The 15642-nt window shown below is 71.3% G+C and carries 13 protein-coding genes; 4 read left to right on the top strand and 9 right to left on the bottom strand.

Annotated features, from left to right (window positions below):
• Positions 1-11: 11 nt before the first annotated feature.
• Positions 12-1592: a GMC family oxidoreductase gene (locus ACGFMK_RS08115; RefSeq protein WP_392759530.1), complete on the bottom strand. Its 1581-nt coding sequence runs from the start codon at positions 1590-1592 to the stop codon at positions 12-14.
• Between the two features lie 173 nt (positions 1593-1765).
• Between ACGFMK_RS08115 and purS the strand changes: the two genes are divergently transcribed.
• Both purS and purQ read left to right on the top strand, forming a co-directional pair.
• Entirely contained in the window at positions 1766-2005 is a 240-nt protein-coding gene (gene purS / locus ACGFMK_RS08110) for a phosphoribosylformylglycinamidine synthase subunit PurS (RefSeq protein ID WP_086675945.1), read from the top strand.
• Positions 2002-2679: a phosphoribosylformylglycinamidine synthase subunit PurQ gene (purQ, locus tag ACGFMK_RS08105; protein WP_392759528.1), complete on the top strand. Its 678-nt coding sequence runs from the start codon at positions 2002-2004 to the stop codon at positions 2677-2679. The genes purS and purQ overlap by 4 nt, the downstream gene beginning before the upstream one ends.
• A 224-nt stretch (positions 2680-2903) precedes the next feature.
• Here purQ and ACGFMK_RS08100 read toward each other — a convergent pair whose 3' ends face one another.
• Positions 2904-4649 (bottom strand): ABC transporter ATP-binding protein, encoded by a 1746-nt coding sequence (locus ACGFMK_RS08100; protein WP_392759527.1) that lies wholly within the window; start codon positions 4647-4649, stop codon positions 2904-2906.
• Entirely contained in the window at positions 4646-6280 is a 1635-nt protein-coding gene (locus tag ACGFMK_RS08095) for an ABC transporter ATP-binding protein (protein WP_392759525.1), read from the bottom strand. The genes ACGFMK_RS08100 and ACGFMK_RS08095 overlap by 4 nt, the downstream gene beginning before the upstream one ends.
• A gap of 288 nt (positions 6281-6568) precedes the next feature.
• Here ACGFMK_RS08095 and purL point away from each other — a divergent pair, with 288 nt between their 5' ends.
• Positions 6569-8875, top strand: coding sequence for a phosphoribosylformylglycinamidine synthase subunit PurL (purL, locus tag ACGFMK_RS08090; RefSeq protein ID WP_392759523.1), 2307 nt, complete (start codon positions 6569-6571; stop codon positions 8873-8875).
• A gap of 261 nt (positions 8876-9136) precedes the next feature.
• Here the strand turns inward: purL and ACGFMK_RS08085 are convergent, their stop codons facing one another.
• Positions 9137-9694: a TetR/AcrR family transcriptional regulator gene (locus ACGFMK_RS08085; protein WP_392759522.1), complete on the bottom strand. Its 558-nt coding sequence runs from the start codon at positions 9692-9694 to the stop codon at positions 9137-9139.
• A gap of 89 nt (positions 9695-9783) precedes the next feature.
• On the opposite strand from ACGFMK_RS08085, the gene ACGFMK_RS08080 reads away from it, so the two are divergent.
• Positions 9784-10707: an NADP-dependent oxidoreductase gene (locus ACGFMK_RS08080; RefSeq protein WP_392759520.1), complete on the top strand. Its 924-nt coding sequence runs from the start codon at positions 9784-9786 to the stop codon at positions 10705-10707.
• On the opposite strand, the gene ACGFMK_RS08075 is transcribed toward ACGFMK_RS08080, so the two are convergent.
• The 5 genes from ACGFMK_RS08075 to ACGFMK_RS08055 form a co-directional block, all read right to left on the bottom strand.
• Positions 10704-11804 (bottom strand): pentapeptide repeat-containing protein, encoded by a 1101-nt coding sequence (locus tag ACGFMK_RS08075; protein ID WP_392759518.1) that lies wholly within the window; start codon positions 11802-11804, stop codon positions 10704-10706. The genes ACGFMK_RS08080 and ACGFMK_RS08075 overlap by 4 nt on opposite strands.
• Before the next feature lie 4 nt (positions 11805-11808).
• A complete protein-coding gene (locus tag ACGFMK_RS08070) occupies positions 11809-12726 on the bottom strand; it encodes a hypothetical protein (protein ID WP_392759517.1) in 918 nt (305 codons plus the stop codon).
• 174 nt (positions 12727-12900) lie between these two features.
• Positions 12901-13776 carry a lysozyme gene (locus ACGFMK_RS08065; protein WP_392759516.1) on the bottom strand — a complete coding sequence of 292 codons (876 nt, stop codon included), beginning with the start codon at positions 13774-13776 and terminating at the stop codon, positions 12901-12903.
• Positions 13777-13970: 194 nt separating this feature from the next.
• Positions 13971-14813, bottom strand: a complete 843-nt coding sequence (locus ACGFMK_RS08060; protein ID WP_392759515.1) for a lysozyme — start codon at positions 14811-14813, stop codon at positions 13971-13973.
• A gap of 80 nt (positions 14814-14893) precedes the next feature.
• A complete protein-coding gene (locus tag ACGFMK_RS08055) occupies positions 14894-15601 on the bottom strand; it encodes a type VII secretion system-associated protein (protein WP_323324700.1) in 708 nt (235 codons plus the stop codon).
• Positions 15602-15642: the final 41 nt, after the last annotated feature.

The following is a 15642-nucleotide window of genomic DNA, read 5'->3' as shown; positions in this document are numbered from 1 at the left end:
GCGGCCCGACCTCACCGCCCCCGGATGAGGTCCGCCGCCTTCTCCGCCACCATGATCGTCGGCGCGTTGGTGTTCCCGCGCGGCACCACCGGCATCACCGAGGCGTCCACCACCCGCAGCCCCTCGACCCCGCGCACCCGCAGCTGCGGGTCCACCACCGCCTGCTCGCCCGTGCCCATCGCGCACGTCCCGACCGGGTGGTACAGCGTCTGGCTGTTCTCGCGGACGTGCTCGGCGAACTCGGCGTCGGTCAGGTCGTGGCGATCCGGCAGGAACGGCTTGTCCAGGAACTTCGTGAGCGGCCCGGTGCGACCGATCTCCACGAGCGCCTTCAGCCCGGCGACCATCACGTCCATGTCCTTCGAGTCCGCGTAGTACGCCGGGTCGATTTCCGGCTTCCACAACGGATTCGCCGACTTCAGCCGCAGCCGGCCGCGGCTGGCGACGTCGACGACGGTGGCCGCGGACGTGAACCCGGCGACGGTCGGCTCGCGCAGCCCGTTGTCGTAGAACAGCGTCGGCGCGACGTGGATCTGCATGTCCGGCGCGGGCAGGCCGTCGCCGGTCGGGAAGAACGCGCCCGACTCGGCGATGCTCGACGTCAGCGGCCCGCGCTTGGTCAGCTGGTAGCGGACGAGACCGGCCGGCGTCGCGGCGTCGACCAGGTCGGTGGTGCCGCGGGTGGACCAGGTGAGCCCGCACGCCGGGTGGTCGTGCAGGTTCTCGCCGACGCCGGGCAGCGCGACGACGACGTCGACGCCGTGCTCGCGCAGGTGCTCGGCGGGGCCGACGCCGGAGACCATCAGCAGCTGCGGCGAGTTGACCGCACCGCCGCTGAGCAGCACCTCGGCTGACGCATGCGCGGTACGCTCGACGCCGCTGTCCAAATAGGACACTCCGACGGCGCGGGTGCCCTCGAACACGATCCGGGTGGCCTGCGCGCCGGTCTTCACCGTGAGGTTCGGCCGGTCCATCGCCGGGCGCAGGTAGGCGTCGGCGGTCGACCAGCGGCGGCCCTTCTTGCAGGTCACCTGGTAGAGGCCGGCGCCCTCCTGGCTCTCGCCGTTGAAGTCGTCGGTGCGCTTGAGGCCCCACGCGACGGCGGAGTCGACCCAGGCGCTCGACAGCTCGTGGGTGAACCGGCGGTCCTCGACGTTCAGCGGCCCGTCGGTGCCGTGCAGCGGTCCGCCGTGCCGCTGATTGCCTTCGGCGCGCTTGAAGTACGGGAGGACGTCGTCCCAGCCCCAGCCCTCGGCGCCGTGGGAATCGCGCCAGCCGTCGTAGTCGGCGCGGTTGCCGCGGATGTAGAGCATCGCGTTGATCGACGAGCAGCCGCCGAGCATCTTCCCGCGCGGCCAGTACGCCGACTTGCCGGTGTGTTTCTGCTCGACGGTCTCGTAGTTCCAGTCCCACCGGGTCTTGAACAGCGACGGGAAGGCGGCCGGGATGTGGATTTCGTCGGCGGTGTCCTCGCCGCCCGCTTCGAGCAGCAGGACGTGCGCCGACGGATCCTCGGTGAGCCGGTTCGCCAGCACGCACCCGGCGCTGCCCGCACCGACGATCACGTAGTCATAGGAGTCCTGGACGGCCACGGTGCCTCCACTCGCTGTTGGCGCGATGTCAACGACTCATCATGGCGCAGCGCCGCGCCGTCGGCCAGTCTAGGTTTTCCGGTGGCCCTCGCCACCTGGGCGGCGGGGCGGCCGACTGCGTGAACTATGCTCGCCGGGTACCCACGACCTGCGTGAATAAGGAGCAGCCTGCCGTGGCCCGAGTCGTCGTCGACGTCATGCCGAAGCCCGAAATCCTCGACCCGCAGGGACAGGCCGCGCTCGGCGCCGCCGGCCGTCTCGGCTTCACCGGGATCAAGGAGATCCGCCAGGGCAAGCACTTCGAGATCGAGGTCGACGACACCGTCGACGACGCGACCCTCGAGAAGATCGCCGAAGGCTTCCTCGCGAACCCGGTCATCGAGCAGTGGACCATCACGCGGGTGGACGCGTGAGCGCGCGCATCGGCGTCATCACCTTCCCCGGCACCCTCGACGACGGCGACGCGGCCCGCGCGGTCACCTACGCCGACGCCGAGGCGGTGCCCCTGTGGCACGCGGACGAGGACCTGCGCGGGGTCGACGCGGTCGTCGTCCCGGGCGGCTTCTCGTACGGCGACTACCTGCGCGCGGGCGTGATCGCCCGGTTCGCGCCGGTCATGACGTCGGTGATCGAGGCGGCGCGGGCCGGGATGCCGGTGCTCGGCATCTGCAACGGGTTCCAGATCCTCTGCGAGGCCGGCCTGCTGCCGGGTGCGATGATCCGCAACCAGGGCCTGCACTTCATCTGCCGCGACCAGTGGCTACGCGTCGAGAACACCGAGACGGCGTGGACCACCCGGTACGAGCAGGGCGCCGAGATCCTCATCCCGATGAAGAACATCGACGGCTGCTACGTGGCCGAGCAGTCCACTTTGGACGCGCTCGAGGCCGAGGGCCGTGTCGTGTTCCGGTACGTGGGCGGCAACCCGAACGGGTCGCGCAACGACATCGCGGGCATCCGCAGCGAAAACGGCCGGGTCGTCGGGCTCATGCCGCACCCGGAGCACGCGATCGACGCGCTGACCGGCCCGTCGGACGACGGGCTCGGCATGTTCTTCAGCGCGGTGGACGCGCTGATCAAGGCTTGAGGCCGGGCGGCGCCCCCCGGTGATCATGCTACCGAGGGGCGCCGACAGTTCCGGGCCGGTGGACGCGGGTTGTCCACAGGCCAGGGTCTGGTCGTTCGACAGCCACTTCTCCGGCCGGACCCGCACGAGCACCGACTGCGGGCCAGTGCCGAGTCGGCCCGCGGCGCGCGATCCGGCGCGGTCATCACGAACGATGACCTCTCACTCCTTGTCCGAACGACAGGTCAGCTCGCGGCCGCCACCAGTCGCGCGTACGAACCACCGGCCGCCAGGAGCGAGGCGTGCGGGCCCAGCTCCGTGATGCGGCCGCCTTCGACGACCGCGACGCGGTCGGCCGCCGCGGCGGTGTGCAGGCGGTGCGCGATCGCGATCACCGTGCGCCCGGCCAGCACGCTGTTCAGTGACCGCTCCAGGTCACGCGCCGAGCCCGTGTCCAGCAGCGACGTCGCCTCGTCGAGCACCAGCGTGTGCGGGTCCGCCAGCACGACGCGGGCCAGCGCCAGCTGCTGCGCGACCGACGCCGGCACCGGGTGCGCGCCCGAGCCGATCTTCGTGTCGAGACCGTCCGGCAGGGTCGCGACCCAGTCGGACGCGCCCGCCGACGCCAGGGCCGACGTCAGCTCCTCGTCCGTCCAGTCGCCCTCCGCGCGTCGCGCCGGGAGCGCCAGGTTCTGCCGCAGCGTCCCCGAGAACACGTGGTGCTCCTGGGTCAGCAGCAGCACCTCGCCGCGCAGGATGTCGTCCGCCAGCGCCGAGACGTCCTGGCCACCGATCCGCACCGAGCCCGACGACGGCGTCGCGATGCCGGCCAGCAGCCGGCCGAGCGTCGACTTGCCCGCGCCGGACGGCCCGACGATCGCCAGCCGCTCGCCGCGCGGGACGCGCAGGTCGATGCCGTGCAGCACCTCACGGTCGGCGGTGTAGGCGAACCGGACGTCGTGGACGTCGATGTCGCGCCCGCGTGGCACCTGTGTGACCTTCGGTGCCTCCTCGGCCGCCGCCTCGCGGATGCCGAGGATCCGGCGGGCCGCGGCCGCCGCGACCTGCAAGTCCTCGAGCCAGAACAGCGCCTCGTTGAGCGGGGCCGCCATCGCCTGCATGTACAGCAGCATGGTGGTGATCTCGCCCAGCCCGGCCCAGCCGCGCGTGTACGCCAGCAACCCGAGCGGCAGCATCACGGCCAGGGGCAGCACGTAGCTGATCTCCAGCGACGGCAGCCACCGCATCTGCAGCGCCCGCATCCGGCGTTCGCCGAGGATGCCCTGGTCGAGCGCGTCGTGCGCCGCCGAGACCCGGCGTTCGGTCAGCCCGAGCGCCTCGATCGTGCGGGCGCCCTCCGCCGTCTCGTGGACGCTGGTCGTCAGGTCCGCCCAGCGGTCCAGCATCCACTGCATCCGCGCCGGGATGCGCCGCTGGTACCAGACGTTGACGCTCACCAGCAGCGGCACCGCGACCAGCAGGCCCAGCGCCAGCAGCGGCGACGTCAGCACCATGGCGACGACCGTGAGCACCACCGTCACCGTCGCGACGAGGATCTCCGGCGCCGCGAACCGCGCCGCGTGGTCGATCCGGCCGAGGTCGGTCGTGGCCCGGCTGAGCAGGTCGCCGGTGCCGGCCGCCTCGACCGTGCCGAGCGGCAGCTGCAACGCCGTCCCGACGAACTCCTCGCGGGTCTCGGCCAGCACCAGCTCGGCGAACACCGCCCCGCGCAGCCGCGCGACCTTCCGCGCCACCGCCTGCAGCAGCAGGATCACGACGAACACCGCCGCGAGCACGTCGACCTCGACGGTCGTGGTGCCCGCCGCGACGTCGTCGACCAGCTTGCCCAGCAGCTGCGGCCCGGCCAGCCCGATGAGCGTCGACAGGCAGAGCGCGCCGAGCAGCAGCCCGAACTCGCGCTTGTGGCCCGCCGCCGTCTTCAGCGCCCAGCGGCGGACGTCCCGCCGGGACGCCGTGGGAAGCCGTTTCACACCGTCACCCCCTTCGCCGTGCGGACCTCGTCGGCCACGTGTGTCCACAGTGGACTTTGACTGAACACCACTGTCGTCTTGCCGCGCCTCAGCTCGGCGACGCGCTCGGTGATCCGGGCCTCCGTGTGGGCGTCGACCGCCGACGTCGGCTCGTCGAGCACCAGGACGTCCGCGTCCACCGCCAGCGCGCGGGCCAGGTTCAGCCGCTGCCGCTGGCCGCCGGACACCTCACGGCCGCGTTCGCCGATCACCTCGTCGACGCCGTCGGGCAGCGCCTCGACTATGTCGTCGGCGTCCGCCGCGAACAGCGCCTCGGTGGTGCTGACGCCGCCCGGGCGCGCCGGTGCGAGCTGCTCGCGCAGCACGCCGGAGAACCAGATGTCCTGGTTGTGCGCGTATACGATCCGGCGGCGCAGCTCGGCGAGCGCGACTTCGTCCGCCCGGACACCGCCGATCAGCACCTCCTCGCCGTCGGCCGCGTCGGCGAACCGGGCCAGCCGGTCGGCCACCGCCTCGCCCGCGGCGCCGAAGTCGACGACGGTCAGCCGCCCGGCCGCGACGCGCACACCGGACTCGGTGTCGACCAGTTCCAGCGGCCCGTCGGGCAGGCGCACCGGCGTCTCCGGGTCGGCCAGCTTCGGGCGCAGCGCCAGCAGCGCCGCCACCTTCCGCGACGCCACCAGTGCGGAGGTGACCGCCCCGACCGCTTCCGTCGCCGTCGAGACCGGCCAGATGAGGAACGCCGAAACGCCGTAGAACGCCACCAGCTGCCCGATGCCGATCGTGCCCTCGACGGCCAGCCGGGCGCCCAGCCAGGTGATCACCACGGTGACGAGCCCCGGCAGCGCGACCTCGGCCGCGGCCAGCCAGCCTTCGGCCTTGCCGACCTCGACACCGGCACCCCGGACTCGCTGGCTCGCTTCGTGGAACCGGGCGAAGAACCGGCGTTCGCCGCCGATGCCGCGCAGGATCCGCAGGCCGGACACGATGTCCGCGCCGAGCGCGTTGACGTCACCACGCTGCTCGCGTTGCGCCGCCTTGCGCTTCTGCAGCGGCGCGAGCAGCGGCCCGATGCCCAGCACCGCGAGCGGCACGCCGACCAGGGCGATCACGCCGAGCAGCGGTGACGTCGAGATCAGCCACGCCGCGACCACGACGAACGCCAGCATCGAACCGAACGCCCGGCCGCCCATCGCGGTGGCGTTGCCGATGTGGTTGACGTCGGTGGTGGTGATCGCGACGAGGTTGCCGGTGGTGGTCTTCTCGCGCAGGCCGGCGCCGACGCGCGTGGTGTGCGCCGACACGGCCCGCTGGGTGGCACCCGCCCCGTGCATCCACAGGGCGTAGTCGACGAAGTGGAGCCAGGTCCCGGACAGGGTCTGCACGACCCCGAGCGCGGCCGCGGCCAGCGCCCAGCGCCAGACTCCCGCCCCGTCGTGCGCGGTGATGGCGCCGATGCCCTGGCCGATCACCAGGGGCAGCAGGGCGCCCGGCAGCGCCCACACGACACCGATCGAGGCCGCGCCCAGCACCGTGCCGAGCCGGGCCCGGAACACGGCGAGCAGGAAGCGGCTCGCGGTCGGCCGTGCGGGCAGCCGCAGCGGCGGAAAGGGATATGTGGCGGAAAGCACGATTCCCGACGGTAAGCCGATGCCCCGCCGAAGGCGACCGATTTTCGCGCGCCCGCCTGCGGCCGCGCCTCCGCTCGGTGGCTGCGCACCGCGCCGGTCGCCCGTCTGCCGCAGTCCCGGATCAGCCGATCCGGGACCGGGAAAGCTACTCCGCGCGAGCCTTCCGCCACGGCTCCCGCGGGATCTTCGCCCACTCGGGTTGTCTGCTCCGTCACACCCGGAAGGCCACGATCCGGTGGGGCGGCCCAGTGTCCGGGGCACCCGGGCCCGGCACGTATCCTGGCGGCCGTGGCGAACCCTGACACGGACACCGTGACCAGCACCGTTGACACCACCGAGCGGGCCGGGGCGACCCCGGACCACACCCAGCCCTATCGCGAGCTCGGGCTCGCCGACGACGAGTACGCCCGCATCCGGGAGATCCTCGGCCGCCGGCCCACCGACGCCGAGCTGGCCATGTACTCGGTGATGTGGAGCGAGCACTGCTCCTACAAGTCCTCCAAGAAGCACCTGCGCTACTTCGGCGAGACCGCGACCGACGAGATGAAGGCCAAGATGCTGGCCGGCATCGGCGAGAACGCGGGCGTCGTCGACATCGGCGAGGGCTGGGCGGTCACCTTCAAGGTGGAGAGCCACAACCACCCGTCCTATGTGGAGCCCTACCAGGGCGCCGCGACCGGCGTCGGCGGCATCGTGCGCGACATCATGGCGATGGGCGCGCGGCCGCTCGCGGTGGCCGACGCGCTGCGCTTCGGCCCGGCCGACGCCCCTGACACCAAGCGCGTGCTGCCCGGTGTCGTCGCCGGCGTCGGCGGTTACGGCAACTGCCTCGGCCTGCCGAACATCGGCGGCGAGCTGGTCTTCGACCCGTCGTACTCGGGCAACCCGCTGGTGAACGCGCTGTGCGTCGGCGCGATGCGCGTCGAGGACCTGCACCTGGCCTTCGCGTCCGGCACCGGCAACAAGATCATCCTGTTCGGCGCCCGCACCGGTCTCGACGGCATCGGCGGCGTTTCCGTCCTGGCGAGTGACACCTTTTCGGGTGACGAGTCGTCGGGCGGCCGCAAGAAGCTCCCGAGCGTCCAGGTCGGCGACCCGTTCACCGAGAAGGTGCTCATCGAGTGCTGCCTCGAGCTGTTCGCCCAGGACCTCGTGGTCGGCATCCAGGACCTCGGCGGCGCCGGGCTGTCCTGCGCGACGTCCGAGCTGGCCGCGGCCGGTGACGGCGGCATGCACATCTACCTCGACCGGGTTCCGTTGCGCGCCACCGGGATGACGCCGGCCGAGGTGCTCTCCAGCGAGTCGCAGGAGCGCATGTGCGCGGTCGTCTCGCCGGAGAACGTCGAGGCGTTCATGGCCGTCTGCCGCAAGTGGGACGTCATCGCCACCGACATCGGCGAGGTCACCGACGGCGAGCACCTGGTGATCACCTGGAACGACGAGGTCGTCGTCGACGTCCCGGCGCACACCGTTGCCCACCAGGGCCCGGTGTACGACCGGCCGATCGAGCGACCGTCCTTTCAGGACGCACTGATCACCGACACCTCGGCGAACCTGCCGCGTCCGTCCACTCCGGACGAACTGCGGGCGGACGTGCTCAAGCTCATCTCGTCGCCGAACCAGGCGTCGAAGGAATGGGTGACGTCGCAGTACGACCGCTACGTGCGCGGTAACTCGGTGCTGTCGCAGCCGTCCGACTCGGGCATGATCCGGATCGACGAGTCGAGTGGCCGCGGCGTCTCGGTGGCGACGGACTGCAACAGCAAGTTCGTCTACCTGGACCCGTACCGCGGCGCGCAGCTGGCGCTTGCGGAGGCGTACCGCAACGTGGCGACCGGCGGCGCCACCCCGGTCGCGGTCTCGGACTGCCTGAACTTCGGCGCGCCGACCGACCCGGGGGTGATGTGGCAGTTCGAGCAGGCCGTGCACGGTCTCGCGGACGGCTGCGTCGAGCTGGGCATCCCGGTCACCGGCGGCAACGTGAGTTTCTTCAACCAGACCGGGTCGACGGCGATCCTGCCGACGCCGGTGATCGGCGTCCTCGGCGTGATCGACGACGTCACCCGCCGCATCCCGACCGGCATCGGCGCGGAGGCGGGGGAAACCCTGCTGCTGCTGGGCGAAACGCACGACGAGCTGGACGGCTCGGCGTGGGCCCGCGAGCTGCACGGCCACCTCGGCGGCGTCCCGCCCCGCGTGGATCTCGCCCGCGAGAAGCTGCTGGCGGACATCCTGGTGGCGGGTTCCCGCGACGGCATGATCTCGGCGGCGCACGACCTCTCGGACGGCGGCCTGATCCAGGCGTTCGTCGAGACCGTCCTCATCGGACAGTGCGGCGCCCGGGTCTTCCTCGACAGCGACCAGGACCCGTTCGTCCAGCTGTTCTCCGAGTCGTCGGGCCGCGTGCTGGTGGCGGTCCCGCGCACGGAGGAGCTGCGCTTCACGGAGATGTGCACCGCGCGCGGCCTCCCGTGGCGCAAGACCGGCGTGGTCGATCCGGAGTCAGGCACGCTGGAGCTGCAGGACATCACGGAGTTCACGCTCGACGAGCTCCGCACCGCCTGGGAGAAGACGCTCCCGGCCCTGTTCGACTGACGCGGATCCCGGCTTGTCCACAGCCTGGCTCGGTTGTGGACAAGCCGGGGTTTGGCGAGCGATTGCCGGGGTTTCGTCGGCCCGCGCCGATAGACTGGACCCGGGGACGCCCCCCGGGGAGGGTGGGGGCTGCTGGACCCTGTGCAGCCGGTTCTCCCTTGCTATGGCGGGGAAGCCGAGGTTCTCGGATGCCCGGCACGGGGAGCCGCGCCTGCCCGCAACGACACGGCTTTGCTGAGACCTGTCGGAAACGGGGCCTGCTCAGCTCGACGCGGTGATGGCGCGCAGCTCCGCCGCACCGGCCGCGAGCAGCCGCGCGAAGTCGGTGTCCTCACCCGCCAGCCATCGCTCGGTGGCCAAGCGCAGCACAGCCATCCCGGCGTCGGTGGCCAGCCGCGCCGTCGGCCTATCACACCCGCGTCGCTCCAAAGCTGCCGTGAGCGCTTGCGAAAGTGACACCAGCTTGATCAGTTCCCGTTCCTGCAACGGCGGATTAGCCGCGATGACCGCCGCCCGTTCGTCCAGGAACTCTCGTGGCCGTAGCACTTCCGGCGTCACCGCGAACGCGGCCAGCAGCGTCGGCAGCGCGCCGGTGCCCGCCGGAACCGAGGCGATTGCGGCGACGAAACGCTCCTCCAGCTCGTCGCCGGCGAAGAGCACCTCGCGCTTGTCGCTGAACCAGCGGTAGAACGACCGCTCGGTGAGGTTCGCGCGCCGCGTGATCTGCGCGATCGTCGTGCGGTCGTAGCCCTGCTCGGTGAACAGGTCCAGGGCGGCGCGCTCGAGCCGGCCGCGCGTGTTGCCTTCCCAGCGAGCCATGGCCCGAGTTTAACGACAACAGATGCTGTCGTCACTCTGGTAGCGTGAGTGACGACAGCATCTGTTGTCATCACTCTCGGAGGAGACCCATGCGCACCCTTCGCTTCCACGAGCACGGCGACCCGCAGGACGTCCTGCGGGTCGAAGACGCCGCCATCCCGGCCCCTGGACCAGGGCAGATCCGCGTCAACGTCCAGGCCTGCGGGCTGACCCCGGCGGACTGGGCCCTCTGCCGCGGGCTCTTCGCCGGTGACCTGCCGCGTGGGATCGGGCTCGAGGTGGCCGGCACGGTCGACGCGCTCGGTGACGGCGTGACCGGCGTCGGCATCGGTGACGCGGTGTTCGGCCCGGCGCCGTTCCGCGGCCCGACCGCCGGCGCGTCGGAGCAGGCCGTGCTCGACGTCTGGTTCCCGCGACCACCGGCGCTCGACCCGGTCGACGCGGCCGCGCTGCCGATGGCGGTCGAGACGGCTTACCGCGGGCTGGACGTCCTCGGCGTCCGTGCCGGCACCACCGTGCTCGTGCACGGCGCCGGCACGACCGTCGGGTACGCCGCGGTGCAGATCGCGATCGGGCGCGGCGCGCGGGTGATCGCCACCGCCGGCGAGACCTACGCCGACGCCCTGCGCGCCGCCGGCGCCGACGTCACGAGCTACGGCGACGGTCTGCCCGAGCGTGTCCGGGCCCTCGCGGGCGGCCCGGTCGACCTCGTCCTGGACACGGCGCCGGTCAGCAACGCGTTGCCCGGCCTCATCCGCACCGTCGAGGCGCCGGAGCACGTGCTGACGCTCAGCGACTTCGCCGCGGCCAACGAGCTGGGCGCCCGCGGCGGCGGGCCCGACGCCCACGCCGCGCTGCGCACGGACGTCCTCGGCGAGTACGCCCGGCTGGCGGCCGAGGGACGCTTCTCGGTCCCGGTCGCCCGGACGTTCGCCCTGGAGGACTGGCGCACGGCCGCGAAGCTGAGCCAGTCCGGGCAGGCACGGGGAAAACTGGTCCTGAAGATCGGCTAGTGCTCGGCGACGATCCGCTCGTCGCCGTCGAGCAGCTCTTCGCGCGCCCACCCAGGAGGCAGTTGAACGTCCTTTTCGGACTGGACTCGCGTGTTGTAGAGCGAGACCGACCTGGGCAGGACGGCGAACCGCAGGTCGGTCTGACCCTCGAAGTGGGTTCGCCGCAGGTCCAGCTCCCCGGTGACGCGCACGTCGTGGAAAACGGCGTCACGGAGGAACACCGCGTCCTTGAACGTGGTCGGGCCCGCGAAGGTCGTTTCGGTGAAGTCCGCGAGTTCGGCGAACCGGGTGCCGCTGAACCAGGCGTGGCTTTCGAAAACCGCGCCACGGCAACGGAAGTTGCCGATGAGCCGGCCCCCGTCGGTGCCCGCCGCCGTGAAGTAGACCCGGCCGGTGAAGCGGCAGCCGCTCAGGTTGGTGCTGCTGTGCAGCGCCGCGTACCGCAGCAGCAGGCCGCCGATCCGGCAACCCGAGAGATCGAGGTATTCGACGACCGCTCCGGTCAGATCGAGGTCGTAGCTCGGGGCGTCCGGCCGGTCGACCGGCGGCAGCAGCTCGCGGATCAGCCGCTGCGCGGTCAACCGGACCTGGAGTTCCTGCTCTTCCTCGGGCGTGCCTCGGGTGTCGTCGCGCTTCTTGCGATCGAGCTCGGGGTTGTACCGCGGGTGCGTGAAGGGCCGCCGCAGGTAGGAACACAGCACGTCCAGCACCGTCTGCGTGTAGGACGGCCGGTTGCGGGCCAGGCCCGCCAGCGCGTGCAGCGCGCCCACCCGCACCTGGTCGGCCGCGTGGCCGAGCAGCTCGACGGCCTTCGCGAACCGCTCGTCCGCCACCCGCTCGCGGTCCTGTTCGGCGCGCTGCGACTCGAGCTCGTGCCGCTGCCGCTCGATGTCCTGGCGACGTTCCTCGACGCGGCGGCGCCGGTCGTTCAGCCACAGCGCGTACAGCGCCACGATCGCCCCGCCGGCCAGGCCGCCGGTCTTCAGCGCGTCACTGCGGCTGGTGGCGGGGTCGGTCAGCAACCAGCCGCCGACCCCGAGCAGCAGCACCAGTGACGCGGCGAACGTCCACGCCAGCGGTGATCGCCACGGTTTCACCAGTTCAGGACACCAGCATCGTGCTGACGCAGAAGCCCTTGTCGTCGAAGTTCGTCGCGCTCAGCGTGCCCTTGACGGACTTGCCGGCGGACGTGCCCGTGACCTGGCCCTCGACCAGGTACTCGTCGTCCGGCACGTCACCGAGCTCCAGTTGCAGCGGCGACTTGAGGAACGTCTTGAGCCACGAGTCGAGCAGGTCCTTCGAGTCCGAGCAGCCCATGGCGATCGCGGCCTGGTTGTCACCGGCGTTCAGCTTGTCGATGAAACCCTGCAGCACGACCTTGCCCTGCCCGGTGCCCGAGCTGCCGCCCGGCGTCGACGCCTTGGTGCTCGGCGTCGTCTTCTTCGGGGTGGACTTCGGCGTCGACGGCTTCGACGAGCTCGACGCCGGGGCCGCCGTGTTGTTGCTGTCCTTCGACAGGAAGAACCCGGGCGCGACGAAGCCGGTGATGCCCAGGCCGGCCAGCACCAGCACCACGACGGCGCCGACGGCGATCCACATCCCGGTCTTGCTCTGCTTCGGCGGCGCCGGCGGCCCGCCGAAGCCCTGACCGTAGCCACCCTGCTGGTCCCAGCCGGACATCTGGCCGCCCGAGTTCGGGTCCCACGCCTGCTGGCCGTACTGCTGCGCGTTCGGGTCGGCCCACGCCTGCTGCTGCTGGGCGTTCGGGTCGGCCCAGCCCTGCTGCTGGTTGGGGTCACCCCAGCCCTGCTGCTGCGGGTAGCCGCCCGGCTGCTGGTAGCCCTGCTGGTTCGGGTCCCAGCCCTGCGGGTACTGCTGCGTCGGGTACGGCTGTTGCTGCTGGTTGGGGTCCCACCCGCCCTGCTGGGGGTACGGCTGCTGCGGGAACCCGCCGGACTGCGGCTGCTGGCCGTAGGGGTCGGGCTGGCCGGGCTGGCCCGGCTGAGGCGGGTACGTCATGGGTCATGCCTTCCGGGCGCTGGGTGTTCGTGCGCATCCGACGCCCGGCGGACGCGAGCGGTTCCCCCAGGACGTCGTGAGCAGCATTCTGCAAGCTCGGACGGTACGGCATGAAACCGGCTCCCGGCCGCGACGACGCGAAGTCGTCACAACCGGGAGCCGGCGTGGAGTGGATCAGCCGTTGGCGAGAGCCTGGAGCCGGTCGATGGCACCGTTGAAGGTGTCCTGGTCGAGCGGGCTCGAGGTGTACTGCCAGACGGTGTAGAAGCCCCAGTTGTAGGGCAGGGCGCCGACCGACGAGGAGTACCGCGCCACCCACAGCGGGGCCGTGCTGGAGAAGTCGGCGCTGACGCACTGGTTCCACCAGCTCTGCGACGTGTAGATCACGGGCCAGCGTCCGGTCTTGGCGTGGTAGGTGTCGTGGAAGTCGAGGATCCACGACGTCATCGCCGCCTGGCTCAGCCCGTAACAGGTGGCGCCGTACGGGTTGTACTCCATGTCCAGCGCGCCGGGCAGCGTCTTGCCGTCCCTCGACCAGCCGCCGCCGTGGGCGAGGAAGTAGTTCGCCTGGGCCGCGCCGCTGGCGGTGTTCGGGGTGGCGAAGTGGTAGGCGCCGCGGATGAAGCCCTGGTTGAAGGAGCCGTTGTACTGCTGGGCGAAGTACGGGTTGGTGTAGCTGGTGCTTTCGGTGGCCTTGGTCCAGACGAACCGCTTGCCCTGGTTCCACCAGCTCGCCCAGTCGACGTTGCCCTGGTAGCTGGCGACGTCCATGCCGGCCACCGTGGCCAGCACCTGGCCGGGGATGGCCTGGCCGGGCTGCGGCTGCTGCGCGGCTTTCTGCGTGTCCGGCGTCGACTTGTCACCTTCGACGCGCCGGATCTGCGAGCCCATGTCGTGGTTGTGCACGGCGATGTCCGCGTTGATCGCGGTCACCGGGTCGACCTCCGGGGAGAAGGTCGCGGCCGTCGCCTGGACCGTGCTGCCGAGCAGGAGCAGCGTGGCGGGGACGACCAGGGCAGCGAACAGCCGCCCTCTTCGGGAAGTGGACATCGTTGAATCCCTTCACAGATACCCTCGCTGAGGACGGCTTACTGCAGGTAGCCGCCCGCGCACGATTGTTAGCGACGCACCCGGGGTTTGTCACTCAGTTCCGTGAAATTGGGTATACGCGTGGGTGATTTTCTCGGGAAGTTGATCGTCAATTGGTGACCGGTTAACACCTATTACCGATAACGCTGCGCCGTTCAGCCCAGTGCGAGCGCCCGCAGGCGCTCGGCCGCGCCGTTGAACCAGTTCTGGTCGCCGGGCAGCGTGCCGCGGTCGGCGAACTGCCAGATCGTGTGCACGCCCCAGCCGGCCGGCAGCTCGCCGATGTAGGTGTTGTAGCGGGCGATCCAGAGCGGGTTGGCGCCGAAACCGCCGTTGTTCGCGGTGCACCGCTTCCACCAGCTGGTGGACGTGTAGATCGTCGGGTACCGGCCGGTGGCCGCGCGGTAGGTCTCGGAGAAGTCGCTGAGCCACCGGACCATGCCGGCGGCGTCCTTGCCGTAACAGGTCTCGCCGTACGGGTTGTACTCCGCGTCGAGCGCGCCCGGCAGGGTCCGGCCGTCGGCCGACCAGCCGCCGCCGTGGGCCAGGAAGTAGCGCGCCTGCGACGCGCCGTCGGAGACGTCCGGCCGGGCGAAGTGGTAGGCGCCGCGGATCAGCCCCGCGTCGTAGGACCCGTTGTACTGCTGGGCGAACTGCGGGTTGACGAAGCCGGTGCCCTCGGTCGCCTTGACGTAGACGAACTTCGCGCCCGCGCCGGCCGCGCCGCCCCAGTCGACTGGCCCCTGGTGGCCGCTGACGTCGTGGCCGAGCTGCTGGTCGTCGGCCGCGTACAGCACGTCCGGCAGGGCTTCGACGCCCTCGACCTTGGCGATCTGCGAGCCCGCGTAGTGGTCTTCAGCGCCCTCGTAGAGATCGATGGCTTTCGCGGGCGTCTGTCCGGCGACCAGGAGCGCGGCGGCGGCGAGGAGCGGCAGCGAACGGCCTCTTTGAAAACGGCCCAGCACCCTCTTGCCCCCCACCGGTCCCGTGAGTCTCATTGAGCCTCACGATGCACCCGCGTCGCCGGATCGGCTACCCGGTGCCACTCGAAAGTGTGAGGGGCTTGAGGGTGACGACGTCAGCGCTGTTGCTCGTCGGCCAGGGCCTTCAGCAGGTGCTCGGCGGGCACGACGGCGGTGATCAGGTCGTGCGGGTTGATCGCGACCGGGTGACCACCCAGAAGGCTGACGATGTCGCGGCCGACCACGGCCCGCGCGTGCGGCCACTCGCGCGGCACCAGCGCCTTGCGCGTGTACGCGGGCACCATCACCCGGCCGTCGGTGTTGTGGAAGCCGATCACCGTGCGCTGCACCGGCGACATCGCGTAGACGAACAGCGTCGAGTCGAGGACGACCTTCGGCAGGTCCGACGGCGGGCGGTGCTCGGTGCGGACGAGCTGCAGCAGCTGCTCGAGGTCGTTCGACGGCTCCGGGAACCCGAGCGCCTTGGGCGAGGGCCGGTAGCGGTCGTTGGGGTGGAAGTCGGCCACGACGTCACCGGTGCCGTTCACCGGGTACGCGCCGACGACCGCCCACGACGGCACCGGGCCGTTCGGGTCGAAGGCCTCGTCGATGACGTAGAGCCAGCTGTTGGGGTTGGCGCGGGCGTTCGCACGCATCTCCTCGGTGATCTCGGGCGTGCCGTGCTTGCCGGAGCGCCGGGCCTGCTGGCCGCCGCGCCGCGCCGGACGGCTGTGCTTGCCGTGCTTGCCGGGGCGATCCGCTCCGCTTCCGGTGGGCTGCTGCGAAACCATCCGATCTGCCTCGTCCCGCTGCGCCATCGTCATCCCCACGTTCTCGGGTGTGCCTGAAAACTCTTGGTGCGCCA

It is taken from the genome of Amycolatopsis sp. NPDC049252, assembly GCF_043197175.1.
Lineage (GTDB): Bacteria > Actinomycetota > Actinomycetes > Mycobacteriales > Pseudonocardiaceae > Amycolatopsis.
Note: the sequence above shows the minus strand (reverse complement) of the source record. Positions and strands in the feature narration are given on the sequence as shown.

Bases quoted from the DNA above. Each gene is read 5' to 3' on its own strand.
- ACGFMK_RS08085 (WP_392759522.1), bottom strand. From the start codon at position 9,694: ATGGCTCGCTGGGAAGGCAACACGCGCGGCCGGCTCGAGCGCGCCGCC.
- ACGFMK_RS08080 (WP_392759520.1), top strand. From the start codon at position 9,784: ATGCGCACCCTTCGCTTCCACGAGCACGGCGACCCGCAGGACGTCCTG.
- ACGFMK_RS08070 (WP_392759517.1), bottom strand. From the start codon at position 12,726: ATGACGTACCCGCCTCAGCCGGGCCAGCCCGGCCAGCCCGACCCCTAC.
- ACGFMK_RS08065 (WP_392759516.1), bottom strand. From the start codon at position 13,776: ATGTCCACTTCCCGAAGAGGGCGGCTGTTCGCTGCCCTGGTCGTCCCC.
- ACGFMK_RS08060 (WP_392759515.1), bottom strand. From the start codon at position 14,813: ATGAGACTCACGGGACCGGTGGGGGGCAAGAGGGTGCTGGGCCGTTTT.
- ACGFMK_RS08055 (WP_323324700.1), bottom strand. From the start codon at position 15,601: ATGACGATGGCGCAGCGGGACGAGGCAGATCGGATGGTTTCGCAGCAG.